Annotated in this window: 20 protein-coding genes and 1 tRNA gene; 7 read left to right on the forward strand and 14 right to left on the reverse strand. The window is 71.6% G+C overall.

Features of this window, described 5'->3' with window-relative positions:
• Nucleotides 1-573 carry a hypothetical protein gene (locus K7G60_RS17965; protein WP_225801935.1) on the reverse strand — a complete coding sequence of 191 codons (573 nt, stop codon included), beginning with the start codon at nt 571-573 and terminating at the stop codon, nt 1-3.
• 87 nt (nt 574-660) lie between these two features.
• Between K7G60_RS17965 and K7G60_RS17970 the strand changes: the two genes are divergently transcribed.
• From K7G60_RS17970 to K7G60_RS17980, 3 genes are all read left to right on the forward strand, one after another.
• On the forward strand, nt 661-1,362 hold the full coding sequence (locus K7G60_RS17970; protein ID WP_225801936.1) for a response regulator transcription factor: 702 nt from the start codon (nt 661-663) through the stop codon (nt 1,360-1,362).
• Entirely contained in the window at nt 1,359-2,756 is a 1,398-nt protein-coding gene (locus K7G60_RS17975; RefSeq protein ID WP_225801937.1) for a HAMP domain-containing sensor histidine kinase, read from the forward strand. The genes K7G60_RS17970 and K7G60_RS17975 overlap by 4 nt, the downstream gene beginning before the upstream one ends.
• A 141-nt stretch (nt 2,757-2,897) precedes the next feature.
• The gene (locus tag K7G60_RS17980; RefSeq protein WP_225801938.1) at nt 2,898-4,415 is read left to right on the forward strand and encodes a cellulose binding domain-containing protein; all 1,518 of its coding nucleotides are present in this window, start codon (nt 2,898-2,900) and stop codon (nt 4,413-4,415) included.
• Nucleotides 4,416-4,827: 412 nt separating this feature from the next.
• On the opposite strand, the gene K7G60_RS17985 is transcribed toward K7G60_RS17980, so the two are convergent.
• The 4 genes from K7G60_RS17985 to K7G60_RS18000 all read right to left on the reverse strand — a co-directional run bounded on the left by K7G60_RS17985 (nt 4,828) and on the right by K7G60_RS18000 (nt 8,230).
• Nucleotides 4,828-4,900: transfer RNA gene (locus K7G60_RS17985), tRNA-His, on the reverse strand.
• Between the two features lie 116 nt (nt 4,901-5,016).
• The gene (orn, locus tag K7G60_RS17990) at nt 5,017-5,619 is read right to left on the reverse strand and encodes an oligoribonuclease (RefSeq protein ID WP_225801939.1); all 603 of its coding nucleotides are present in this window, start codon (nt 5,617-5,619) and stop codon (nt 5,017-5,019) included.
• A 375-nt stretch (nt 5,620-5,994) separates the two neighbouring features.
• Complete coding sequence (locus K7G60_RS17995; RefSeq protein WP_225801940.1) at nt 5,995-7,155, reverse strand: helix-turn-helix domain-containing protein; 1,161 nt, start codon at nt 7,153-7,155, stop codon at nt 5,995-5,997.
• Nucleotides 7,156-7,576: 421 nt separating this feature from the next.
• Complete coding sequence (locus K7G60_RS18000) at nt 7,577-8,230, reverse strand: hypothetical protein (RefSeq protein WP_225801986.1); 654 nt, start codon at nt 8,228-8,230, stop codon at nt 7,577-7,579.
• Nucleotides 8,231-8,509: 279 nt separating this feature from the next.
• Here K7G60_RS18000 and K7G60_RS18005 point away from each other — a divergent pair, with 279 nt between their 5' ends.
• Together K7G60_RS18005 and K7G60_RS18010 are read left to right on the forward strand one after the other, a co-directional pair.
• On the forward strand, nt 8,510-9,031 hold the full coding sequence (locus K7G60_RS18005; protein WP_123452601.1) for a universal stress protein: 522 nt from the start codon (nt 8,510-8,512) through the stop codon (nt 9,029-9,031).
• A gap of 174 nt (nt 9,032-9,205) precedes the next feature.
• Nucleotides 9,206-9,769, forward strand: a complete 564-nt coding sequence (locus tag K7G60_RS18010; protein WP_225801941.1) for a GPR1/FUN34/YaaH family transporter — start codon at nt 9,206-9,208, stop codon at nt 9,767-9,769.
• Nucleotides 9,770-9,920: 151 nt separating this feature from the next.
• On the opposite strand, the gene glmS is transcribed toward K7G60_RS18010, so the two are convergent.
• Nucleotides 9,921-11,738 (reverse strand): glutamine--fructose-6-phosphate transaminase (isomerizing), encoded by a 1,818-nt coding sequence (glmS, locus tag K7G60_RS18015; RefSeq protein WP_225801942.1) that lies wholly within the window; start codon nt 11,736-11,738, stop codon nt 9,921-9,923.
• 37 nt (nt 11,739-11,775) lie between these two features.
• Complete coding sequence (locus K7G60_RS18020) at nt 11,776-12,051, reverse strand: hypothetical protein (RefSeq protein WP_030210307.1); 276 nt, start codon at nt 12,049-12,051, stop codon at nt 11,776-11,778.
• Between the two features lie 193 nt (nt 12,052-12,244).
• On the opposite strand from K7G60_RS18020, the gene K7G60_RS18025 reads away from it, so the two are divergent.
• A complete protein-coding gene (locus K7G60_RS18025; protein ID WP_225801943.1) occupies nt 12,245-13,882 on the forward strand; it encodes a beta-N-acetylhexosaminidase in 1,638 nt (545 codons plus the stop codon).
• Nucleotides 13,883-13,970: 88 nt separating this feature from the next.
• On the opposite strand, the gene K7G60_RS18030 is transcribed toward K7G60_RS18025, so the two are convergent.
• Both K7G60_RS18030 and K7G60_RS18035 read right to left on the reverse strand, forming a co-directional pair.
• The gene (locus K7G60_RS18030) at nt 13,971-15,740 is read right to left on the reverse strand and encodes an IucA/IucC family siderophore biosynthesis protein (RefSeq protein ID WP_225801944.1); all 1,770 of its coding nucleotides are present in this window, start codon (nt 15,738-15,740) and stop codon (nt 13,971-13,973) included.
• Nucleotides 15,737-16,291 (reverse strand): GNAT family N-acetyltransferase, encoded by a 555-nt coding sequence (locus K7G60_RS18035; protein ID WP_225801945.1) that lies wholly within the window; start codon nt 16,289-16,291, stop codon nt 15,737-15,739. Before K7G60_RS18035 ends, K7G60_RS18030 begins: the two co-directional genes overlap by 4 nt.
• Nucleotides 16,292-16,441: 150 nt before the next feature.
• Here K7G60_RS18035 and K7G60_RS18040 point away from each other — a divergent pair, with 150 nt between their 5' ends.
• Nucleotides 16,442-17,746 carry an RNA-guided endonuclease TnpB family protein gene (locus K7G60_RS18040; RefSeq protein ID WP_225801946.1) on the forward strand — a complete coding sequence of 435 codons (1,305 nt, stop codon included), beginning with the start codon at nt 16,442-16,444 and terminating at the stop codon, nt 17,744-17,746.
• Here K7G60_RS18040 and K7G60_RS18045 read toward each other — a convergent pair.
• From K7G60_RS18045 to K7G60_RS18065, 5 genes are all read right to left on the reverse strand, one after another.
• Nucleotides 17,701-18,975 carry a lysine N(6)-hydroxylase/L-ornithine N(5)-oxygenase family protein gene (locus K7G60_RS18045; RefSeq protein ID WP_225801947.1) on the reverse strand — a complete coding sequence of 425 codons (1,275 nt, stop codon included), beginning with the start codon at nt 18,973-18,975 and terminating at the stop codon, nt 17,701-17,703. The genes K7G60_RS18040 and K7G60_RS18045 overlap by 46 nt on opposite strands.
• Nucleotides 18,962-20,440, reverse strand: a complete 1,479-nt coding sequence (locus K7G60_RS18050) for an aspartate aminotransferase family protein (RefSeq protein WP_225801948.1) — start codon at nt 20,438-20,440, stop codon at nt 18,962-18,964. The genes K7G60_RS18045 and K7G60_RS18050 overlap by 14 nt, the downstream gene beginning before the upstream one ends.
• A 130-nt stretch (nt 20,441-20,570) precedes the next feature.
• Entirely contained in the window at nt 20,571-21,422 is an 852-nt protein-coding gene (locus K7G60_RS18055; RefSeq protein ID WP_225801949.1) for a siderophore-interacting protein, read from the reverse strand.
• 342 nt (nt 21,423-21,764) lie between these two features.
• Nucleotides 21,765-22,925 carry an acyl-CoA dehydrogenase family protein gene (locus K7G60_RS18060; RefSeq protein ID WP_225801950.1) on the reverse strand — a complete coding sequence of 387 codons (1,161 nt, stop codon included), beginning with the start codon at nt 22,923-22,925 and terminating at the stop codon, nt 21,765-21,767.
• A gap of 8 nt (nt 22,926-22,933) precedes the next feature.
• Entirely contained in the window at nt 22,934-23,851 is a 918-nt protein-coding gene (locus K7G60_RS18065) for a hydroxymethylglutaryl-CoA lyase (RefSeq protein ID WP_225801984.1), read from the reverse strand.
• Between the last annotated feature and the right edge of the window lie 8 nt (nt 23,852-23,859).

The following is a 23,859-nucleotide window of genomic DNA, read 5'->3' on the forward strand; positions in this document are numbered from 1 at the left end:
CTACGTGCGGCGGTCGTCGATCTCCACGCGGGGCGCGCTGTCGTGCCACACGCAGAAGACCGACAGCTCGCGGCCGTCCTGGGTGAAGGTGACCCGGATCCAGGTCGGCTGCTTCCACACCTGCATCCGCCAGCCGGACGCGGGCGTCGCCGAGACCAGCTCCGCCGAGGTCTCCCCGAGGTCGAAGGTGACCCGGCCGCCGTCCACCGGGTAGCTCTTCACCCGTGAGCCGGAGGCCGGCTCCGGAGGGGCGGCGGGGCTCTCCGTCGTGGGGTCCGGGCGGCGCGAGGGGGTCGAGGACGGGGCGGCCGGGGGCGTGCGGACCTCGCTCGGCGCGGGCGTCGGAGTGGCGGGCTCGGAGGGCTCGGCGCTCTCGGGCCGCCGGGTGGAGGAGGGCTCCGGGGCATCTCCGGAGGCGGCCGTTCCGATGGCGGGGCCGGCCGGGAGGGGCAGTGCGCGGGGCGGGTCGTACACCGTGCCGGACAGCACCGTGTGCACCCCCCACCAGGACAGGGTGACCGCCGCGCCGGTGGCGAGCGACCAGGCCAGGGCGTGAACGAGTCCTCTTCGCACCGGGACATAGTGCACCACCGGACGAAGGCCCGTACCGGAGGGTGGACCTTGCTCACGGCCTCACCCGAATGGCGTACGGTGCCGCCCATGGCAAGTGTGCTCGTGGTCGAGGACGACCAGTTCGTGCGCTCCGCCCTCATCCGGCAGCTGACCGAGGCCTCCCACACCGTACGGAGCGTCGGCACGGCTCTGGAGGCGCTGCGCGAGGTCGCCCATTTCCGCTTCGACGTCGTGATCCTGGACCTCGGTCTGCCCGATCTCGACGGGTCCGAGGCTCTCAAGATGCTGCGCGGGATCACCGACGTCCCGGTGATCATCGCGACCGCCCGGGACGACGAGGCCGAGATCGTACGGCTCCTCCACGCCGGGGCCGACGACTACCTCGTGAAGCCCTTCTCCGTCGACCACCTCTCCGCGCGGATGGCCGCCGTCCTGCGCCGCTCCCGGGCCGCCGCCGGCGAGCAGCCGCCCTCCCGGGTCCTCCGGGTCGGCGGGCTGACCGTCGACCCGCTGCGCCGACAGGCGGAGCTCGACGGGACGGCGCTGGACCTGACCCGGCGCGAGTTCGACCTGCTCGCCTTCCTCGCCGGGCGGCCCGGCGTCGTCGTCCCGCGCAAGGAGCTGCTCGCCGAGGTCTGGCAGCAGTCGTACGGGGACGACCAGACCATCGACGTACATCTGTCGTGGCTGCGCAGGAAGTTGGGCGAAACGGCCGCGCGGCCCCGCTATCTCCACACCCTGCGCGGGGTCGGCGTGAAGCTGGAGCCGCCCCGGGAGCCGCAGCCGTGAGGTGGGCGCTCGTCAAGGTGTCCCTGGCCGTCACCGCCATGGTCGCCTTCGCCTTCGCCGTCCCCCTCGGACTCGTCGTCGAGGAGATGGCCCGCGACCGGGCCTTCTCCAACGCCGAACGACGGGCCGCCGGCCTCGCCCCCGTCCTCGCGATCACCACCGACCGGGACGAACTCGACAAGGCCGTCGCCACCACCGAGGACGGGGCCGCCGGCCGGCTCGCGATCCACGTGCCCGCCCCCGGACCCGGCGGCACCGCCCTGGAGATCGGCACCCGCCGCGCCGACCCCCAGGAGCTCGCCGCCACCCGCGGCCTCGGCCGCGCCTCCATCGCCGAGGTCCCCGGCGGCTTCGCCCTGCTCCAGCCCACCGCGCTCAGCAGCGGCGAGGTCGCCGTCGTCGAACTCTTCGTCCCCGAGGGCGAGGTCAGCAACGGCGTCGCCACCGCCTGGCTCGTCCTCGCCGGCGTCGGCACCGCCCTCGTCGTCGGCTCCGTCGCCGTCGCCGACCGCCTCGGCGTCCGCATGGTCCGGCCCGCCCAGCGGCTCGCCGGCGCCGCCCACGACCTCGGCGAGGGCAGGCTCGGCGCACGCGTCCCCGAGGAGGGGCCGCCCGAACTCAAGTCGGCCGCCGTCGCCTTCAACTCGATGGCCGACCAGGTCGTGCAGCTCCTCGCCAACGAGCGGGAGCTGGCCGCCGACCTCTCCCACCGGCTCCGCACCCCGCTCACCGTGCTCCGCCTCAACGCGGCCTCGCTCGGCTCCTCGCCCGCCGCAGAGCAGACCCGCGCGGCCGTCGAACAGCTGGAGCGCGAGGTCGACATCATCATCCGCACGGCCCGCGAGGCGAAGCCGCAGACCCAGGCGACCGGGCCCGGAGCCGGCTGCGACGCCGCCGAAGTGGTCCGCGAACGGATGGAGTTCTGGTCGGCGCTCGCCGAGGACGAGGGCCGCCGGGTGCGGGTCGCGGGCGTCGAGCGCCCGGTCCGCATCCCCGTCGCCCGGCCCGAACTCGTCGCCGCCCTCGACGCCCTGCTCGGCAACGTCTTCCGCCACACCCCCGAGGGCACGGCCTTCTCCATCGACGTCCACAACGGGGACGACGCCGTCATCGTCCTCGTCTCCGACGCGGGCCCCGGCATCGCCGACCCCGCCGCCGCCCTGGCCCGCGGCAACAGCGGCGGCCGGGACGGCTCCACGGGCCTGGGCCTCGACATCGTGCGGCGGATGGCCGAGGCCACCGGCGGCGACGTCCGCATCGGCCACTCGGTCCTCGGCGGTACGGAGGTGCGGATCTGGATCGGCCTCGACGGACGGCGCGCGGGCGAGGGCACGGGCCGGCGCGGCCACCGGCCCGCCCGCCGGCGCAGGACCTCGGGGAGCCGCCGGGCGTGAACCTTTTCCGGTTCCGATGCCTTCCTTAAGCGGAGCCTAAGAATCCCGACGAAGGCGCAGAGGGCGGCAATTGTCCGTTTCCCCGGCGCTAGCGTGCTGCCGCACCCCACCCCACCCCCGGCACGCAGAGGCAGGCACGCGATGGGCAGCAGTTCGCACCGGCGCAGGACGAGCACCCGGACCAAGGTCGTCGGAGCGGTCGTCGCGGCCGCCGTCGTCGGCGGCGCGGCCTTCGCGCTCACCGGCACCGCCCAGGCCGCCGCCGTCGGCGCCGCCTACACCCGGACCAGCTCCTGGACCGGCGGCTACACCGGCCAGTACGTCGTCACCAACGAGACGACCGGCACCCAGTCCGACTGGACCCTGGAGTTCGACCTCCCGGCCGGCACCACCATCGGCTCCCTCTGGAACGGCGAGCACACCGTCTCCGGCAACCACGTCACCGTGAGGCCCGCGAGCTGGAACAAGCAGCTGGCGCCCGGCCGGTCCGTCACCGTCGGCTTCGTCACCTCCGCCACCGGCCGGGCCGGCGACCCCACCGGCTGCCTCATCAACAAGGCCGCCTGCTCCGCCGGAGGCGTCACCCCCACCCCGAGCGGCCGCCCCACCGAGCAGCCCACCGCGACGGCCTCTCCCGCCCCGACGGCCACCGCCACCGTGAAGCCCACGCCGACCGCCACCGCCACCACGAGCCCGAAGCCGACCGCCACGGCGACCGCGCGGCCCACGCCCACCCCCACCGCGACCTCCACCGGCGCCCCGGCCGCGGGGGCCAGGTTCGCCCCGTACGTCGACACCTCGCTCTACCCGGCGTACGACCTGCTCGCGACCGCCGACGCCACCGGCGTGAAGGAGTTCAACCTCGCCTTCATCACCTCCGGCGGCTCCTGCGCCCCGCTGTGGGGCGGCGTCACCGACCTCGCGAACGACAAGGTCGCCGCCCAGATCGGCGCCCTGCGCGCCAAGGGCGGCGACGTCCGCGTCTCCTTCGGCGGCGCCGCCGGCCACGAGCTGGCCCTGAACTGCCCGACCTCCTCGGCGCTCGCCACCGCGTACGGCAAGGTGGTCGACCGGTACGGGCTCACCAAGCTCGATTTCGACATCGAGGGCGCGGCCCTTCCGGACACCGCCGCCAACACCCGCCGCTCGCAGGCGATCGCCCAGCTCCAGAAGTCCCACCCGGGCCTGGACGTCTCCTTCACCCTGCCGGTCATGCCCGAGGGCCTGACCCAGCCGGGCGTGGACCTGCTGGCCGACGCCAGGCGGAACGGCGTCCGCGTCGACGCCGTCAACATCATGGCGATGGACTACGGGCCGGCGTACAGCGCCGACATGGGCACGTACGCCGTCCAGGCCGCGACCGCGACCCAGGCCCAGATCAAGGGCGTCCTGGGCCTCTCCGACGCGGCCGCCTGGAAGGCCGTCGCGGTCACCCCGATGATCGGCGTCAACGACGTCGCCTCCGAGGTCTTCACGGTGGAGGACGCCACCCAGCTCGTCGACTTCGCGCGCTCCAAGGGGATCGGCCGGCTCTCGATGTGGTCCTCTGCCCGGGACAAGCAGTGCGCGGCCGGCGCCGTGACCTACGCCGACCCCACCTGCTCCTCGATCCTCCAGCAGCCGCTGGCCTTCACGAAGGCCTTCGGCGCGTACAGGTGAGCCACCGCGCCCCCCACACCGCGCGCCCCGGTCGGAACCACCCCACCGCCGACCGGGGCGCGCCCCTTTTCTCCCGCACGCGTCGAACGCCTTCGACGATTCCCGGACCTTGACCGTGTTCTGACAGGGCCCTAAGGCCGGGAGCGCTCCCATCCGCTCTTCGACGGGATGCCCACCGGGAGCGATCCCGCACCCACCGCCTTCACCCCGGAGGTGCGAGGTGCTCCGTCGGCCGACCCCCCACGACGGCCGTCCCGGCCGCGCCGGTCACCCCGTCGGCGCCGGGTGTGCGGTCCGTCACATGCGCGGCCACGGGCCCGTGGAGGGGCGGCACCCCGTCCCCGGCGGCCCTCGCCTGTACTTGAGAACGACTCAGGCCCCGGTTCTTCCGAACCGGGGCCTGAGTCATCAGGGTGAGTAACGGGACTCGAACCCGCGACATCCTGGACCACAACCAGGTGCTCTACCAGCTGAGCTATACCCACCACGACCGGCGGTTTTCCCGAAGGTTTCCCCGACCGGCCGAGAAGAAGTCTACAGGGTTTCGAGGGGTGCTCGCGCACGCATTCCTCTCCGGGCGCGAGCGGGCCCGATCGAGCGGCTATTCGGAGGGGACGACGTGGCGGGCCGCGATCTTCTTCGCGGTCTCCGAGTCCGGGCCGGGCTGCGGGACGAAGACCGCCTCGCGGTAGTAGCGCAGCTCCGCGATGGACTCGCGGATGTCGGCGAGCGCCCGGTGGTTGCCGTTCTTCTCCGGACTGTTGAAGTACGCCCTCGGGTACCAGCGGCGGGCCAGCTCCTTGACCGAGGAGACATCGACGATCCGGTAGTGCAGGTGGCTCTCCAGGGCGGGCATGTCGCGCGCGAGGAAGCCGCGGTCCGTGGAGACCGAGTTGCCGCACAGCGGCGCCTTGCCCGGCTCCTTGACGTGCTCGCGGATGTACGCGAGGACCTGGGCCTCCGCGTCGGCGAGCGTGGTGCCGCCGGCGAGCGCGTCGAGCAGCCCCGAGGCCGTGTGCATCTGGCGCACGATCTCGGGCATGGTCTCCAGGGCGGCGTCCGGCGGGCGGATCACGATGTCCACGCCGTCGCCGAGCACGTTCAGTTCCGAGTCGGTGACCAGCGCGGCCACCTCGATGAGTGCGTCGTCCGTCAGCGAGAGCCCGGTCATCTCGCAGTCGATCCACACCATGCGATCGTTCATGCGTCCTACCCTAAGACGTGATCAGCGTCTCGCCCCAGGGGGCGAGCCGCGCCATCGCACGGCACCCTCGGGCCCCAGGACCTCGGAGGCGGTCTTCAACCGGTCCTGGACGGCCCTCCGGACCCGGTCGGGCTCCTCGGCGTGCGCCTCGACCGGGTTCTCGCGGTGGTGTCCGCTCTTCGCCGTGCGGCGCGACCGGGCGGCGAAGACGGCCGGCGCCCGCGTGTCCTGGTCGGAAGCCCGTATTCCTGTCCGGCGGGCAGGAACTGAGGTTCCGGAGGAACGCATGCCGGGACGCCGACGGGCCCCCGGGGAAAGGTGTCCCCGAGGGCCCGTCGGTCCTGCGTCGCGCCGCTTGTGGCGGCGGCGGTCCTGTTACGGCGCGCTGCGCTGGCCCGGCAGGGCCGGGCGGCCGGAGGCGTACACGTCCGACTGCGGCTTGCCCGGCTCCAGCGGCCTGCGGAGCCCCGTCGGTCCCTGGGCCGGCACCGCCGGTTCGAGCACCGCCGTGCCGGCCTCGCCCTGCGGCCGCCGGGCGCGGTAGGCCGCCCGGTAGGCGGCCGGCGAGGAGCCGAGCTGGCGCCGGAAGTGGCCGCGCAGCGCCACCGGGGAGCGGAAGCCGCACCGGCCCGCGACCTCGTCGACCGAGTAGTCGGAGGTCTCGAGCAGCCGCTGCGCCTGCAGCACCCGCTGGGTGATCAGCCACTGGAGCGGGGCGGAGCCCGTCAGCGAGCGGAACCGGCGGTCGAAGGTCCGCCGCGACATGTAGGCGCGCGCGGCGAGCGTCTCCACGTCGAACTGCTCGTGAAGGTGCTCCAGCGCCCAGGCGACGACCTCGGCCAGCGGGTCGGCGCCGATCTCCTCAGGTAAAGACCTGTCGAGGTAGCGCTCCTGACCGCCGCTGCGCCGCGGCGGGACGACCAGCCGGCGCGCCAGCGCGCCCGCGGCCTCGGTGCCGTGGTCGGTCCGCACGATGTGCAGACACAGATCGATTCCGGCCGCGGTGCCGGCGGAGGTCAGCACGTCCCCGTCGTCGACGAAGAGCTCCCGCGGGTCCACGTGGACCGACGGATAGCGCTTGGCGAGCGTCGGCGCGTACATCCAGTGCGTGGTCGCCGGGCGGCCGTCCAGCAGTCCGGCGGCGGCCAGGACGAACGCCCCGGTGCACAGCCCGACGATCCTGGCCCCCTCCTCGTGCGCGCGGCGCAGCGCTTCGAGCGCCTCCGGCGGCGGCGGCGAGGTGATCGACCGCCAGGCCGGGACGACGACGGTGCCCGCCCGGCCGATGGCCTCCAGGCCGTACGGCGCGGTCAGTTCGAGCCCGCCGGTGGTGCGCAGCGGGCCCTCCTCGCCGGCGCAGACGAGCAGCCGGTATCGGGGCACCCCGGCGTCCTGCCGGTCGATGCCGAACACGGAGAGCGGGATGGAGCTCTCGAAGATGGGGCCGCCGCTGAACAGCAGCACCGCGACGACTTCGCGACGGCGGCGCCCGGACAGCTTCCGTGCGACCTCCGGTGCGGCGGAGTCCTGGCTCATGACGCTAAGCCCCCCTCGGTGTTCGCGTCTCCCTGGTCGTGTCGCTCCTGCACGTTTCCCCTCGGTTTTGCACGAGACCCCAGTCTTCGGTACCCATGATCGAATCTACTGTGTCCCGTGGCGCCGGCGTGACAAGTTCTCCATCCGGTGGATTGTCGACAAGGCAACTTGGCGTGAAGCGATCGATCGCGAAGTCTTGCGTCCGACGGCCGCCGGAGGAAGGGGCGGTGCGGCGAACGCCCCCGTACGCGGGGGGTGCGGGCCCCTGGGGCAGGGCTTCCGCGGCCGTCGGCGCCGGGCTTGGCCAACCGTTCCGCCAAGGACTCGCCGTCGGCTTCAAGTTGGCTGAAAACATATGGGGTCGGGTGTACGAACCTGTCAACTCGAAGGGGGGCGGAGCCGGCTCCGGGCCCCTCGGAGACTAGTTCCGGCGCCCCGGGCGGACCGTCTCGGCCCGCAGTCCGCGCTCCGAGCGGCGCAGCAGCAGCCGGCAGGCCGCCGTCACCGAGACGAGCCCGAGCGCGGTCCCGGCGGCCCCGCCGAGCGAGGTGCCGTAGACGACGAGCACCACGGGGACCAGCGCGCAGCAGAAGACCGCCCAGCGGACGACGTCACCGGCCTGCTCCGCCGCGCCCGCTCCCGCTGCCGTCCCTGCCCCCGTTCCCGTTCCCGGGTCCGCGCCGGCGCTCGTGGGGAGGGAGGGCGCCCGGCGCCGGGAACGGGGCGAGCCGAGGGCGGGGGCGGAGGCGGGGGCGGCGGAGGTCTGGCCGACGGCGGTCGATGGTGCGGGCACGGGCGGTCTCCCTGCGACGGTGGGGCGGGTCGGTGGTGAAGGCGGGTCGGCTCGGTGGTGACGGTGGGGCGGGTCGGTGGTGACGGTGAGCCGGTCGGTGAGGGTGGTGGGCCGGGTCGGGTCGGTGGCGACGGTGGTCTGGTCCGTGGTGACGGCGGGCCCGTCCGTGGTGACGGCGGGTCGGTCCGTGGTGACGGCGGGCCCGTCCGTGGTGACGGCGGGTCGATCCGTGGCGACGGTGGGTGGACCCCGTGGCAACGAGGAGCGGAACGTTCCGGTCACTCTCGGCGACGTCCGTTTGGCCCCCGTACGGACGCCTGTAGGGCACATCCGGCATTGCCAGATCCCGAACGCCTCGTGCATGCTCCCTGGAACGCCGCGCGCGAGCGGCGGGCACGTCGGGAGGGGCACGGCGGGCTCTGGGCAGGAGAGGAGTGTCGCCGTACCCTTGGGGGTATGGGCTTGGGAAGATGATTCCCGGACACAGCTCCGCCGTCACCCGTCGTTCGTCCCCCCTTTTCCCCGTCCCTTCCCACGAGGACCCTCTTCGCCGAGACACCGATGGCCGGTCACGAATTCCCCGAACCCGCGGACCGCAAGCGCGTCGCCGATTCCACGGTCGACCCCCTGGCGGTAGAACAGCCACGTCACGCCTGCGACCCGGCCTTCCGGCACGGGGTGGTCGTCGGCTTCGACGGCTCCACGTCCAGTGAGCGCGCCCTCGCGTACGCCATCGGCATGGCCCGCCGCTCCGGATCGGGCCTGATCATCGTGCACGTGGCCAACCGGCTGCCCACCACGGTGTGGGCCGGCTGCGAGCCCCCGGTCTTCGTCGACGTGCCGGACCACCGCACCGAGGTCCTCGGGCTGGAGCTGGCCTGCGCCGACCACCTCTCCGAGGTGCCGTGGATCCTGGTCGAGCGCGGCGGGGACATCTGCCACGAGCTGGAGGAGGTCGGCCGGGAGTACTCGGCCGACGCGATCGTGGTCGGCTCCACGCACGGGATCGTCGGCCGGATCTTCGGCTCGGTCGCCGGCCGCCTCGCGCGTCGCGCCCAGCGGCCCGTCATCGTCATCCCGTAACGCGCCCGCGGCCCCTTCCGTCCCGTACGACCCGTCAGATCACTCCCTCAACTGCCGTGATCCGGGCATAAATTCGGCCTTCCTCAGGTGAATTGTGTGCTTGTGAAGGGTACATAAAGGCCACGGAACACAGCAGCTCGCGCAGGACAACTGCACACCTGAAGGGAGCCCGCCGTGAACAACGAAGTCGCCGCGGGAAACACCACCTCCACGCTCGGCCACCTGGCGCTCGGACTGACCCTGCTGGCCTTCGGCCTGGGCGGAACCGGTGTCATCGACAACGTCGCGGCAGCGGACGCCGCGGGTCTCGCCACCTGGGTCGGCGGCGTGACGCTCTTCCTCGTCGGACTGCTCGCCCTGCGCGCGGGCGACAAGGGCGAAGGCACGGCGTACGCGGCGCTCGGCGCCTTCTGGTTCACCTGGGGCAGCGGAGCCGGCGGGCACGCCTCGGCCGACGCCATGGGCCTCTTCCTGCTCCTGTGGGCGCTCCTGGCGCTCACGCTGACCATGGCCGCCGCGGGCAGCGGGCTCTTCGGGCAGGGCGTGTACGGGCTGCTGTTCGTCGCGCTGCTGCTGCTCGGCATCGGCGCCCTCGCCGACAACGGCGGCCTCGGGAAGGCGGGCGGCTGGGTCGCCGCCGCCGCGGGCCTGGCCGCCTGGTACGGCGCCACGGCCGCGGTCGCCGGCTGGCCGACGGCCCTGCGCCGCTCGGCGGGCAGCGCCCCGGCCGCGGGCTGAGTCCCGGAAGAAAGCAGTCCCCCGTGCACGGGAGGTGTGTGCACGGGGGACTGCCAGTGTCCGGCCGAGGCTCCGGGGGACAGGCCCGGAGGGGCGCGGCGCCTGGGGGACAGGCCCGGGCGCCGCGCCTCGGCCGCGACGGCGCGGGGTCCTACTCGACGGTGACGGACTTCGCCAGGTTGCGCGGCTTGTCGATGTCACGGCCCATGGCGAGCGCCGTGTGGTAGGCGAGGAGCTGGAGCGGGATGCCCATCAGGATCGGGTCCAGCTCGTCCTCGTTCTTCGGGACGACGATGGTGTGGTCGGCCTTCGCCTGCGGCTGGTGGGCGACCGCGAGGATGCGGCCGCTGCGGGCCTTGATCTCCTCCAGGGCGGCGCGGTTCTTCTCCAGCAGGTCGTCGTCGGGGACGATCGCGACGGTCGGCAGGGCCGGCTCGATGAGGGCGAGCGGGCCGTGCTTCAGCTCGGAGGCCGGGTACGCCTCGGCGTGGATGTAGGAGATCTCCTTCAGCTTGAGGGAGGCCTCCAGGGCGACGGGGTAGCCGCGCACACGGCCGATGAACATCATCGACTGGGCGCCGGCGTACTCCGCGGCGATCTCCTTGATCTGCTCCTCGGTCTTGAGGATCTCCTCGATCTGCGAGGGCAGCTTGCGCAGGCCCTCGATGATCCGCTTGCCGTCGGTGACGGACAGGTCGCGGATGCGGCCCAGGTGCAGGGCGAGCAGCGCGAAGGCGGTGACCGTGTTGGTGAAGCACTTGGTGGAGACGACGCAGACCTCGGGGCCGGCGTGGACGTACACGCCGCCGTCGGCCTCGCGGGCGATGGCGGAGCCGACGACGTTGACGACGCCGAGGACGCGGGCGCCCTTCCGCTTGAGCTCCTGGACGGCGGCGAGCACGTCGTAGGTCTCACCGGACTGGGAGACGGCGATGTAGAGGGTGTCGGGGTCCACGACCGGGTTGCGGTAGCGGAACTCCGAGGCCGGCTCGGCGTCGGCGGGGATGCGGGCCATGGACTCGATGAGCCCGGCGCCGATGAGGCCGGCGTGGTACGAGGTGCCGCAGCCGAGGATCTTGATGCGGCGGATGGTGCGGGCCTCGCGGGCGTCGAGGTTCAGGCCGCCCAGGTGCACGGTGGAGAAGCGGTCGTCGATCCGGCCGCGCAGCACGCGGTCGACCGCGTCGGGCTGCTCGGAGATCTCCTTGTGCATGTACGTGTCGTGGCCGCCCATGTCGTAGGAGGCGGCCTCCCACTCGACGGTCTCGGGGGTGGCCGTGGTGGAGGCGCCGGAGACCGTGTAGGTGCGGAAGTCGTCGGCCTTCAGGGTGGCCATCTCGCCGTCGTTCAGGGTGACGACCTGGCGGGTGTGGGCGATCAGGGCGGCGACGTCGGAGGCGACGAGCATCTCCTTCTCGCCGATGCCGAGGATGACCGGGGAGCCGTTGCGGGCCACCACGATGCGGTCGTTGAAGTCGGCGTGCATCACGGCGATGCCGTAGGTGCCCTCGATGACCTTGAGGGCCTCGCGGACCTTCTCCTCGAGGGTCTCGGCCTCGGAGCGGGCGATGAGGTGGGTGATGACCTCGGTGTCCGTCTCGGAGGCGAAGACGACGCCGTCGGCCTCCAGCTTGGCGCGGAGCTCCTGGGCGTTGTCGACGATGCCGTTGTGGACGACCGCGACCTTGTTCTCGGGGTCCAGGTGCGGGTGCGAGTTGACGTCGCTCGGGGCGCCGTGCGTGGCCCAGCGGGTGTGGGCGATGCCGGTGGTGCCGGTGAAGCGCTTGGGGACCTTGGCCTCCAGGTCGCGGACGCGGCCCTTGGCCTTCACGACCTTCAGGCCGGAGGCCTTCGGGCTGGTGACGACCATGCCGGCCGAGTCGTAGCCCCGGTACTCCAGGCGCGCCAGGCCCTCCAGCAGCAGCGGGGCAACATCGCGCTTACCGATATAACCGACAATTCCGCACATAAAGGTGAAACCCCTCCAGGTTGGTGATGAGTGCTGCTCAGCCGTAGACGATGCGGCGCAACTGCCGGAGCGAGAGCTCCGGCGGTGCCACCGCCCGGTGCGGGAGCTCCGCCGCGATCCGTTCGAAGATCTCGGCGTTCACGGCGCCGCCGGACTGCAGTTCGCGGTGACGGCGGCGGACGAACTCCTCGGTCGTCTCGTCGAAGTACGCCAGCACGTCGAGCACCACCCGGGCGGCCTCACCGCGCTGGAGCGCGGTGCTGCGGACCAGGTGGTCGATGAGGTCGTCGTGCGACGGGCGGCGTTCGAGCACCCGTGCATACTGAGGGGTCTCCGGGGCCCTCCGCAAGAATCCTGCCCGAATTCGGGCAGGGCAGCCATGATCCACCCGCTTCCCCGGACTCTTGGTCCAGACCTTGACCCCGGAGAGGGGCGACGGTACGCAGGGCGACCAAGGGGATATACAGAACGACGGACGTGTCGATCACCCGAAGGGGAGCCCGCCTGTGAGACAGCGCCTGACGATTCCGCGCCTGATCGGACTTCTGCTCCTGTTCGCGACCGCCGGCGTCGGCTGCGGAGAGGCAGCCGCCGACAAGGGCACCGATGCCAAGACACCCGGCAGGGCCGCCGCCGAACCCGAGGTCCGCCCGCTCGGCCGCATCGTGCCCGTACCCGCCTCCGTCACACCAGGGGGCGAGCCCTACACTCTCACCCCCACCACCCGCATCGGCATCGACGAGAACTCCGGCGAGTCCCGGGCCCTCGGTCAGTACCTCGCCGGACTCCTCCGCCCCGCCACCGGCTTCCCGCTCCCCGTCGTCGACGACCGCGCCGCCGGCCGCGGCATCCGGCTCCGCCTCGACCCCGACGAGACCGGCCTCGGCGACGAGGGCTACCGGCTGACCTCCGCACCCGACGGCCTCACCCTCACCGCCCGCGAACCCGCCGGCCTCTTCCGCGGCGTCCAGACCGTCCGCCAGCAGCTCCCCTCCTCCGTCGAACGGAAGAGCGTCCAGCCGGGCCCCTGGAAGATCGCCGGCGGCACCGTCACCGACACCCCGCGCTACGCCTACCGGGGCGTGATGCTCGACGTCGCCCGCCACTTCTTCACCGTCGACGAGGTGAAGCGCTTCATCGACCAGGCCGCCCTCTACAAGGTCAACACCCTCCACCTGCACCTCTCCGACGACCAGGGCTGGCGCATCGCCGTCGACTCCTGGCCCCGCCTCACCACCCACGGCGGCTCCACCGAGGTCGGCGGCGGCCCCGGCGGCTTCTACACCAAGGCCCAGTACCGCGAGATCGTGGAGTACGCCGCCTCCCGCTACCAGGAGGTGATCCCCGAGATCGACATGCCCGGCCACACCAACGCGGCCCTCGCCTCCTACGCCGAGCTCACCTGCGACGGCGTCGCCCCGCCCCTCTACACCGGCACCAAGGTCGGCTTCAGCTCCCTGTGCGTGCCCCAGCCCGTCACGTACGACTTCGTCGACGACGTCGTCCGGGAGATCGCCGCCCTCACCCCCGGCCGCTACCTCCACATCGGCGGCGACGAGGCCCACTCCACCAGCCACGCCGACTACGTGGCCTTCATGGACAAGGTGCAGCCGGTCGTCGCCAAGTACGGCAAGACCGTCGTCGGCTGGCACCAGCTGACCGGTGCCACCCCCGCTGAGGGCGCCCTCGTCCAGTACTGGGGCCTCGACCGCACCCCCGCGGAGGAGAAGGAACGGGTCGCCGCGGCCGCCCGCAACGGCACGGGCCTGATCCTCTCGCCCGCCGACCGCACGTACCTCGACATGAAGTACACCAAGGACACCCCGCTCGGCCTCGCCTGGGCCGGCTACGTCGAGGTCCGCAGGTCGTACGACTGGGACCCCGCCACCTACCTCCCCGGCGCCCCCGAGGACGCCGTCCGGGGCGTCGAGGCCCCGCTGTGGACCGAGACCCTCGACTCCACCGGCGACCTCGACGTCATGGCCTTCCCGCGCCTCCCGGGCATCGCCGAACTCGGCTGGTCCCCGGCGGCCGCCCACGACTGGGACGCGTACCGCGAGCGCCTCGCCGAACAGGCCCCGAGGTTCGACGCCCTCGGCATCACCTGGTACCGCTCCCCGGAGGTGCCCTGGCCGGCGGAGTAGGGCCGTCGGAAGGCGGCGCAACGGGATGCGAGCCCCGCCGGAGGACCGTACTCCGGCGGGGCTCGCATCGGTCTCGAGGGCCTGCCCGTCAGGCGAACCGGGCGATCGGGTTCACCAGGTCGCCGACCAGCTGGAGGGCCGCCGACGGGTCCGCCAGGTCGACCATCTGCCGGTTGTTGCGGAGCTGGAGGCGGTTGAGGGCGGAGAGGGCGAAGGTCTCCGCGAACATGTCGTACCGCGCGAACCTCTCCGCCAGTTCCGGCTTCGACTCCTGGTAGTCGCGCACGCACTCCGCGACCGTCCGCCAGAAGCCGTCCTCGTCCAGGACGCCCTCCGCCGCCAGGGTCGCGCCCAGGAAGCGGAAGAAGCAGTCGAAGACGTCCGTGAAGACCGAGAGGAGCTTCATGTCCTCCGGGACCTCGGCGCGGACGCGCTCCACCGCCGGCGGGAGGACCGCCGTCGGGTCCATGACGCAGATCTCCTCGGCGATGTCCTTGAAGACCGCCCGGGCGACCGCGCCCCGCTCGTCCAGGACGAGGATCACGTTCTCGCCGTGCGGCATGTAGACCAGGTCGTACGCGTAGAAGCAGTGCAGGACCGGGAGGAGGTACGCGTCCAGGTACCCCCGCAGCCATGCCGTCGGCTCCAGGCCCGACTCCTTGATCAGCGCGCCCGCGAAGGACGCGCCCGCGCGGTCCAGGTGCAGGAGGGAGGCCATCGTCGCCAGGCGCTCGCCCTCGGCGAGGGCCGGCACCGGGGACTCGCGCCAGAGCGCGGCCAGCATCTTGCGGTAGGGGGAGTAGCGGTCGGTGGCGGCCTCGTACTCCAGGTGCCGGTAGCCGACCGCCGCCCGCTCGCGGATGATCGAGAACCGGGCCGACCTGAGCGTGGCGTCCGCCTCGATCAGACCGTGCAGCCAGTCGTTGATCGCCGGCGTGGCCTCCATGTACGCCGCCGACAGGCCCCGCATGAAGCCCATGTTGAGGACGGACAGGGCCGTCTTCACGTAGTGCTTGGCCGGGTCGGAGGTGTTGAAGAAGGTACGGATCGACTGCTGCGCCAGGTAGGCGTCGTCGCCCTCGCCCAGGTACACCAGGCGCTGCTGGGCGACCTCGGCGGCGAAGGTGACGGACAGCTTGTTCCACCACTGCCAGGGGTGGGCCGGCACGAGGAGGTAGTCGGCGAGGTCGAGACCGCGCTCGGCGAGGGTCGCGGCGAAGCCGTCCACCGTCGCGTCGCCCAGTTCGGCGCGGATGAACGCCTCGTACTCGATGCCCGTCCCGGCCGTGAAGGTGGCCCGGTCGCGGTGGGCCGCGAGCCAGATCAGGTGGATCTCGCTCGCCGCCTCGGGGGCGTAGGCCCGGTACTCGTCGACGCCGAAGCCCAGCCGGCCGTTGTTGGCGACGAAGCAGGGGTGGCCCTCGGTCATCCCGGTCTCGATCGCCTGGAAGCCGGCGCGGGCCAGTTCGGCGGAGGTCACGGGCGGCTTGGTCGCCTTGTAGGCCGTGCCGGCCAGGGTGGAGGAGATCTCCTCCAGGTAGACCGGCAGGATCTCGTCGCTCAGGCCGAGGGAGCCGCGCAGCTCGGTGACGAACTGGAGGGCGTCCAGCGGGAGCTGCTCGTCGCCGCGGTGGCGGCTGATCGAATCCGGGTAGACCTGCCAGTGGTCCAGCGCGAAGCGGTCGGCGGTGAAGCGGTACTCGGTCGTGCCGTCGTCGCTGAGGACCTGGTAGCGGCTCTCGCCCAGCTCCTTGGGGTCCAGCAGCCGCTCGTGGGCGAACTCGGCGAGGCCCTTGCGGATCAGGGCGCGGTTGGCGGCGGCCCAGCGCTCGGGGGTGAGGTGTGCGACGGGGTTCACGCGGCGGCTCCGACGGCGGTCTCGAACTGGGCGCGGGTGCAGAAGCTCAGCAGGGCCTTCTTCTCGGGCTTCTGGATCTCGCGCTCGGGCACGAAGCCGACGGCCTCGTTGAGGGCGTGGACGGCCTTGTTGCGGACGTCGGGCTCGACGACCACGCGGGCGGTCGCCGGGTCGGAGAACAGCTCGGTCATCACGGCCGTGATCACGGTCCGGGTGAAGCCGTGCACGGGGGTGTCGGTGGGCGCGACGAGGAAGTGCATGCCGACGTCGCCGGGCCGCGGCTCGTAGAGCCCGACCAGTTCGACCCGCGAGGGGTCGTACCGCTCCATGAGGAAGGCGGGCTCGCCGTCGACGAGGCCGATGAAGGCGTCGTGGTGCGGGTTCGCGGCGATCGCCATGTACTCCCGCTCGACGTCCTGGAGCTTCGCGTCCTGCATCATCCAGAAGGCGGCCTTGGGGTGGGTGACCCAGGGGTGGATCAACTCGGCGTCCTTCAGGGGGTCGAGGGGGCGTATCTGGACGCCACCCGGGGACGTAGTGGTGCGGGACATGCGATCTTCCTTCGAGGGCGGGCCGAATCCGGGCCTGGGTGAGGACGGGAAACCAAAGGGCGGACGAGCGCCACGGGGATCGTGTCGCACATGCGTCCCATGGTGTCCGAGGCTTGAAGTCGTTTCGGTTTGGGTGCCAGCCTGGGACGTATGGCGCAGGGGGTGGTGAAGCGGGCGTTCAAGTACCGCTTCTTTCCGACCGACGAGCAGGCGGCGCTGCTCACGCGCACTTTCGGCTGCGTCCGGAAGGTCTACAACCTTGCCCTGGCAGAACGCGACCGGATGTGGCGTGACGAGCGGAGGCGGCTGAGGTACGGCGACACTTCGGCCCTGCTGACGCAATGGAAGCGAACCGAGGAGTGCGCGTGTCTCCAAGAGGTGTCCTGCGTCCCGCTGCAACAAGCGTTGCGTCACCTGCAGGCCGCGTTCACCGGCTTCTTCGACAAGCGGTCGAAGTACCCGCGATTCAAATCGAAGAAGCGTTCGCGGGCTTCTGCCGAGTACACCCGCTCGGCGTTCGTGTACAGCGACGGTCGGTTGTCGTTGGCGAAGATGGCCGAGCCGCTGGACATCGTCTGGTCGCGGCCCCTTCCTACCGGGGCGGAGCCCTCGACAGTGACCGTCTCCCGGGACGGAGCCGGCCGCTGGTTCGTGTCGTTGCTCTGTGAAGATGCTTCGGTGGGTGCTCTGGCCGTCGTGGACACGGCGGTCGGCATCGACATGGGGCTCTCCTCGCTTCTCACCCTCACGCACGCGGTCCCGGGCCTGACCGACGAACAGGGAAAGGTGTCCGACCCGCGGTATGCGGAGCGAGACAGAGAACGGCTGGCCAAGGTTCAGCGTCGGCTTGCGAAGAAGACCGTGGGGTCGAAGAACCACGCCAAGGCGGCTCGCCGTGTCGCACGGGTTCATGCTCGGATCACTGATCGGAGGCGTGACTTCCTGCACCGACTGACCACCCGACTCGTTCGTGAGAATCAAACGATCGTGATCGAGGATCTGGCGGTACGGAGCATGGTGCGGAACCACTCGCTCGCACGGGCGATCTCCGACACCTCCTGGGCGGAGCTCCGCAGGCTTCTGGAGTACAAGTGCCAGTGGTACGGGCGGGTGCTGGTTGTCGTCGACCGATGGCACCCGAGCAGCAAGATCCGTTCGGCCTGCGGCACGACGAAAGCGCATCTCGCACTGAACGAACGCACCTTCCGGTGTGACAATCCCGCGTGTGGCCTGGTCCTGGACCGGGCCGTGAACGCGGCTCGCAACATCCTGGCCGCCGGGCTGGCGGTGACAGTCTGTGGAGACAGTGGAAGACCTCAACGGAACTCTCCGGGCGGGCAGCGGTCGACGAAACAGAAAACCCAGTCAGTGATGGCGGGAGTCCCGGGCCCCGCGAGGCCCGGGGAAGGTCAAACGGCGAACTCCTGGAACGCGATGGTCTTCTCTACGGGGTAGTACTCGGAACCCAGCATCTCCCCGATGATGTACGCGTTGCGGTACGGGCCCATGCCCAGGTCCGGCGAGGTGATCGAGTGGGTGTGCACGCCGGCGTTCTGGAGGAAGATCCCGCGGCCGGTGGTGTCGATCGCGTAGTTGCGGGCCACGTCGAAGCGGCCCCGGCCGTCGAAGCGGAGACGGTCCTCGACCGGCTTCAGGAAGGCCGGGACGGCGTACTTGTAGCCCGTGGCGAGGATCAGGCCCTCGGTCTCGACGGTGAAGTCCTTCTCCTGCTCCTCCTGGCGGAAGCCGAGCGTGTACGTGCCCGTCGCGGAGTCGTACGCGGCCGTGCGCAGGGCCGAGTTGGTGAGCAGGCGGGTGGGGACCGGACCGTCCAGGTTCTTCTGGTAGAGCAGGTCGAAGATGGCGTCGATCAGTTCGCCGTCGATGCCCTTGAAGAGGCCCTTCTGCTGGGTCTCCAGGCGGTAGCGGGTCTGTTCGGGCAGCGCGTGGAAGTAGTCCACGTACTCCGGGGAGGTCATCTCCAGGGTGAGCTTGGTGTATTCGAGGGGGAAGAAGCGGGGGGAGCGGGTCACCCAGTTCAGCCGGTAGCCGTGGGTGTCGATCTCGCTCAGGAGGTCGTGGTAGATCTCCGCCGCGCTCTGGCCGCTGCCGACCAGGGTGATCGACTTCTTCTTCTGGAGCTCCTCCTTGTGCGGGAGGTAGCGCGAGTTGTGGATCAGGTCGCCGCCGAGGCCTTCGCAGGTCTCCGGGACGTACGGCGGGGTGCCGGTGCCGAGGACGAGCCGGGGCGAGCGGAACGTCTCTCCGGACTCGGTGGTCACCACGTACAGCTCGGCGGTCTCGTCGTACGAGACCGAGGCGACGGTCGTCGAGAAGCGGATCGAGGTGAGTCTCCCGGCGGCCCAGCGGCAGTAGTCGTTGTACTCGGTGCGCAGGGGGTAGAAGTTCTCGCGGATGTAGAAGGAGTAGAGCCGGCCCTTCTCCTTCAGGTAGTTCAGGAAGGAGTACGGCGAGGTCGGGTCCGCGAGGGTGACCAGGTCCGACATGAAGGGGGTCTGGAGGTGGGCGCCGTCGAGGAACATCCCCGAGTGCCACTCGAAGTCCGGCTTGGACTCCAGGAAGACGCCGTTCAGCTCGGTGATCGGCTCGGTCAGGCAGGCGAGCCCGAGGTTGAACGGACCGAGCCCGATGCCGATGAAGTCGTGGATCTCAGGCGTGGACAAGGTTCTCTCCCAGGTACTGCTCGGCGTGGCCGGCTATCAGATCGAGGACGGCGGCGATGTCGGCCGCGGTGGTCTCGGGGTTGAGCAAGGTGAACTTGAGGTACTGGCGGCCGTCGACCTTGGTGCCGGCGACGACGGCCTCGCCGGAGGCGAACAGCGCCTTGCGGGCGTGGAGGTTGGCCCGGTCGATCTCGGTGGGGGAGGTCACGGCCTCGGGGATGTAGCGGTAGACGAGGGTGGAGAGCTGCGGCTCGACCACGACGTCGTAGCGCGGGTCGGCGGCGAGCAGCCCGAAGCCCTCCCGGGCGAGGTCGCAGACCTCGTCGAAGAGCTCGCCGATGCCGTCGGCGCCCATCACGCGCAGGGTCATCCAGAGCTTGAGCGCGTCGAAGCGGCGGGTGGTCTGGAGGGACTTGTCGACCTGGTTGGGGATCTGCTCGGCGAGCGTCGAGGGGGTCCCCCCTGCTCGAGCGGAGCCGAGAGCTTGGGGGAGCGGGTTGAGGTAGTCCGCGTGGTAGGTCGCGTGGCGCAGGGTGGCGCCGTCGCGGACCAGGACGGCGGAGGAGCTCACCGGCTGGAAGAAGGACTTGTGGAAGTCGACGGTGACCGAGTCGGCCCGCTCGATGCCGTCCAGGAGGTGACGGCGGGTCCTGGAGGCGAGCAGTCCGCAGCCGTAGGCGGCGTCGACGTGCATCCAGGCGCCGTACTCGGCGGCCAGGGCGGCGATCTCGGGCAGCGGGTCGATGGAGCCGAAGTCGGTGGTGCCGGCGGTGGCGACGATCGCCATCGGGATCAGGCCCTCGGCACGGCAGGCCTCCAGCTCGGCGGCGAGGACGACGGACTGCATGCGCTTGTTCCGGTCGACCGGGACGGAGACGACGGCGTCGCGGCCGAGCCCGAGCAGCTGGGCCGACTTCTGGACGCTGAAGTGGCTGCACTCGGAGGAGAAGATCCGCAGTTTCGACAGGTCGGCCGTGCCGGTCTCCTCGCGGGCGAGGAGCAGGGCCTGGAGGTTGGACTGGGTGCCGCCGCTGGTGAACACGCCGTCGGCGAGCGGGCCGAGGCCGATCCGGTCGGTGGTCCAGTCGATCAGCTTCCGCTCGATGAGGGTGCCGCCGGCGCTCTGGTCCCAGGTGTCGAGGGAGGAGTTGACCGCCGAGAGGACGGCCTCGCCGAGGACGGCGGGGATGACCACGGGGCAGTTGAGGTGCGCGAGGTAGCGGGGGTGGTGGAAGTAGACGGCGTCGCGGAGGTAGACGTCCTCCAGCTCGTCGAGGGCGGCGGAGGCGTCGCCGAGCGGCCGGTCGAGGTCGACGGCGTCGACGACGGGGGCCAGCCCGGCGGGCGTCACGCCGGTGAACGGGCCGCGCGTCGAGGCGAGTTTCCTCGCCACCCGCTCCACTCCTTCGGTGACGGAGCGCCGATAGCTCTCCGCCGTCGTGTCGTTGAGCAGGTGGGAACGCATGTGGGGCCCTTCCGGGAGCGGACTCGGTCGGTCTTGGTTAGGTTAGCCTAACCTAAATTAACAGCACAACGGCCCCCCAACCCGGGAGGGCTGGGGGGCCGTCGGCCCTGTGGGGGTAAAGGGAGCGGGCTCAGGCCGCGTCCTGTGCCGTCTCGTCCGGCACCTCGCGCAGCGCGTCCTCGGACAGGCCCTTGCGCCAGTAGCCGACGAACGTGACCCGGCGGCGGTCGAGCCCCCGCTCCCGCACGAAGTGGCGGCGCAGCGCCTTCACGGCGCCCGACTCGCCCGCGATCCAGACGTACGGCGCCCGACCGGGCAGCTCGGTGCCGGACACCGCGTCCACGGCGGACGGCGCCCCCTCCTCCCGTACGAGCCAGGTGACCGTGGCGTCCGCCTCGGTCGCGAGCTCCATCCGGTCGCCGGAGTAAGGCACTTCCAGGAACACCCGGGCGCGGGTCTCGGCCGGCAGCCACTCCAGGATCGCGGAGGCGGCGGGCAGGGCCGTCTCGTCGGCCCAGATCAGTACGGAGTCGGCGTCCTCGGGCAGCTGGAAGCGGACGCCCGTGTTCGCGGCGACCGCCGGTCCCAGGACCACCACCCGGTCGCCGGGCTCGGCGCGGCCGGCCCAGCGGCAGGCGGGGCCGCCGTCCTCGTGGAGGGCGAAGTCGATGTCTATCTCGTTCGGTTCGGTGCGCTGCTCGCGGACGGTGTACGAGCGCATCACGGCCCGCACGTCGTCCGGCATGGCCCGCCAGGCGCCCAGGATCGCGTACATGTCCGGGTCGTCCAGCGGCGGGAGGACCGGGGCCTCCTGGCCGGGGTGCGGCAGGAAGAGGGAGAGCGACTGGTCGCGGCCCCCGGCGGCGAAGCCCTTCAGGTCGTCCCCGGTGAAGGTGACGCGGACCAGGGACGGGCCGAGGCGCCGCGTCCGGTCGACCTGGAGGGAGAAGAACTGGAAGGGGGCGGTCTCGGTGTTCGTCATGGGTCGGGGCACCTTCTTGGCGTTCTCGGGGCCCTGGTCGGCCCGGACGAGCTGAAGGTAGGTTAGCCTAACCTCACTCTCGGCGGCGGGGTAGGGGCAGCGATGCCCGACGGGCCCGCCACCGAGGGCTCTCCGGTGCGGTGGTGGCCGTCCTCGGCCCGCCCGTCGGCGAGGCGGTTCGAAACGGCTGAAGACCTCACGGTGCGGCCTGCCGTGGACGGCGCGCGCGTGGCCGTGGACGGCGCGGGGCCGAGGACGGCATGCGCGCCGTCATGGAGGGCACGCGCGAGCGCCCGCCGCACCGGACCCGGTGCGGCGGGCGCTTCACGGCGCCGCCGGGGCTCAGGCCGGCAGGCCCAACTCGCGGGCGATCAGCATCCGCTGGACCTCGCTGGTGCCCTCGCCGATCTCCAGGATCTTCGAGTCGCGCCACATCCGGGCCACCGGGTACTCGTTCATGAAGCCGTAGCCGCCGTGGATCTGGGTCGCCTCGCGGGCGTTGTCCACCGCCACCGTGGAGGAGTACAGCTTCGCGATTGCCGCCTCCTTCTTGAACGACTGGCCGAGGACCAGACGGGAGGCCGCGTCCCGCCAGCCGATGCGGGCCATGTGGGCCTTCATCTCCATGTCGGCGATCTTGAACTGGACCGCCTGGTACGTGCTGATCGGCGACCCGAAGGCGTGCCGCTCCTTCGCGTACTTCACCGACTCGTCCACACAGCCCTGCGCGAGGCCCGTCGCGAGCGCCGCGATCGCGACCCGGCCCTCGTCCAGGATCCGCAGGAACTGCGCGTACCCCCGGCCCTCCTCGCCGAGGAGGTTCTCCACCGGGACGCGGACGTCGTCGAAGGAGAGCTCGCGGGTGTCCGAGGCGTTCCAGCCGACCTTCGAGTACGGGGCGGCGACCGTGAAGCCCGGCGTGCCGGACGGCACGATGATCGAGGAGATCAGCGGACGCCCGTCGGGCTTGCGGCCGGTGACCGCCGTGACCGTCACCAGACCCGTGATGTCCGTACCGGAGTTGGTGATGAAGCACTTCGAGCCGTTGACGACCCAGTGGTCGCCGTCCCGGACGGCGGTGGTGCGGGTGCCGCCCGCGTCCGAGCCCGCGCCCGGCTCGGTGAGGCCGAACGCGCCGAGCACCTCGCCGGAGCACAGCTTCGGCAGCCACTCGCGCTTCTGCTCCTCCGTGCCGAAGCGGTAGACCGGCATGGCGCCGAGCGAGACGCCGGCCTCCAGGGTGATGGCCACGGAGGAGTCGACCCGGGCCAGCTCCTCCAGGGCGATCCCGAGGGCCAGGTAGTCGCCGCCCATGCCGCCGTACTCCTCGGGGAACGGCAGCCCGAACAGGCCCATGCGGCCCATCTCGCGGACGATCTCGTACGGGAACTCGTGCCGCTCGTAGTAGTCGCCGATCTTCGGCGCCACGACGTCGTGGGCGAACTCCTCGACGGTACGGCGGAGTTCCTCGTGCTCTTCGGAGAGCCGGTGGTCGAGGGACATGTCTTTCGTCACTCCTTGTGGGAGAGGGCGCGGACGGTACGGGAGGGGCTGGGCCGGCCCAGCTGTTCGGCCATCCACACGCTCGTGGCGGTGAGGGCGGCCAGATCGACCCCGGTCTCGATGCCGAGACCGTCGAGCATCCACACGAGGTCCTCGGTGGCGAGATTGCCGGTCGCGCTCTTCGCGTACGGGCAGCCGCCGAGGCCGCCGGCGGAGGCGTCGACGGTGGTCACCCCGTGCCGCAGGGCGGTCAGGGTGTTGGACAGCGCCTGCCCGTACGTGTCGTGGAAGTGCACGGCGACGCGGGAGACGGGGACGCCGGCCTTGGTCAGGGCCGTCAGGAGGGCCTGGACGTGCCCCGGCGTGGCGACGCCGATCGTGTCCCCGAGGCTCAGCTCGTCGCAGCCCATGTCGGCGAGGGCCTTGGTGACCCTGACGACCCGCTCGACCGGCACGGCGCCCTCCCAGGGGTCGCCGAAGCACATCGAGAGGTAGCCGCGCACCTTCAGCCCGGCCTCTATGGCCCGGGTGACGGTCGGCGCGAACATCGCGAGCGCCTCGTCGACGGTCCGGTTCAGGTTGGCCTTCGCGAAGGACTCGGTCGCCGAGGCGAACACGGCGACCTCACGGGCGCCCAGCGCGAGGGCGCGGTCGAGACCGCGCTCGTTCGGCACGAGGACGGGCAGCCGGACGGGCAGGTCACGGACGAGTGGGAACAGCTCCTCCGCGTCGGCGAGCTGCGGCACCCACTTCGAGGGCACGAAGCTCGTCGCCTCGATCGTCGTCAGACCGGCGGCCGCGAGCCGCCGCACGAACTCGGCCTTCACCCCGGTCGGGACGGCCGTCTTCTCGTTCTGCAGCCCGTCCCGGGCACCGACCTCGTGGATCCGCACCCGGGCGGGCAGCGACGGGTCGGGCACGGTCATCGGCAGTC

Origin of the sequence: Streptomyces sp. NK15101 (genome assembly GCF_020400725.1) — a bacterium.
In the GTDB taxonomy this organism is placed as follows: domain Bacteria; phylum Actinomycetota; class Actinomycetes; order Streptomycetales; family Streptomycetaceae; genus Streptomyces.

Excerpts from the sequence above, each read along its gene's own strand:
- K7G60_RS17970 (WP_225801936.1), top strand. The coding sequence starts at position 661 with ATGGCAAGTGTGCTCGTGGTCGAGGACGACCAGTTCGTGCGCTCCGCC.
- K7G60_RS17980 (WP_225801938.1), top strand. The coding sequence starts at position 2,898 with ATGGGCAGCAGTTCGCACCGGCGCAGGACGAGCACCCGGACCAAGGTC.
- orn (WP_225801939.1), bottom strand. The coding sequence starts at position 5,619 with ATGAACGATCGCATGGTGTGGATCGACTGCGAGATGACCGGGCTCTCG.
- K7G60_RS17995 (WP_225801940.1), bottom strand. The coding sequence starts at position 7,155 with ATGAGCCAGGACTCCGCCGCACCGGAGGTCGCACGGAAGCTGTCCGGG.
- K7G60_RS18005 (WP_123452601.1), top strand. The coding sequence starts at position 8,510 with ATGGCCGGTCACGAATTCCCCGAACCCGCGGACCGCAAGCGCGTCGCC.
- glmS (WP_225801942.1), bottom strand. The coding sequence starts at position 11,738 with ATGTGCGGAATTGTCGGTTATATCGGTAAGCGCGATGTTGCCCCGCTG.
- K7G60_RS18035 (WP_225801945.1), bottom strand. The coding sequence starts at position 16,291 with ATGTCCCGCACCACTACGTCCCCGGGTGGCGTCCAGATACGCCCCCTC.
- K7G60_RS18040 (WP_225801946.1), top strand. The coding sequence starts at position 16,442 with ATGGCGCAGGGGGTGGTGAAGCGGGCGTTCAAGTACCGCTTCTTTCCG.
- K7G60_RS18050 (WP_225801948.1), bottom strand. The coding sequence starts at position 20,440 with ATGCGTTCCCACCTGCTCAACGACACGACGGCGGAGAGCTATCGGCGC.
- K7G60_RS18055 (WP_225801949.1), bottom strand. The coding sequence starts at position 21,422 with ATGACGAACACCGAGACCGCCCCCTTCCAGTTCTTCTCCCTCCAGGTC.
- K7G60_RS18060 (WP_225801950.1), bottom strand. The coding sequence starts at position 22,925 with ATGTCCCTCGACCACCGGCTCTCCGAAGAGCACGAGGAACTCCGCCGT.
- K7G60_RS18065 (WP_225801984.1), bottom strand. The coding sequence starts at position 23,851 with ATGACCGTGCCCGACCCGTCGCTGCCCGCCCGGGTGCGGATCCACGAG.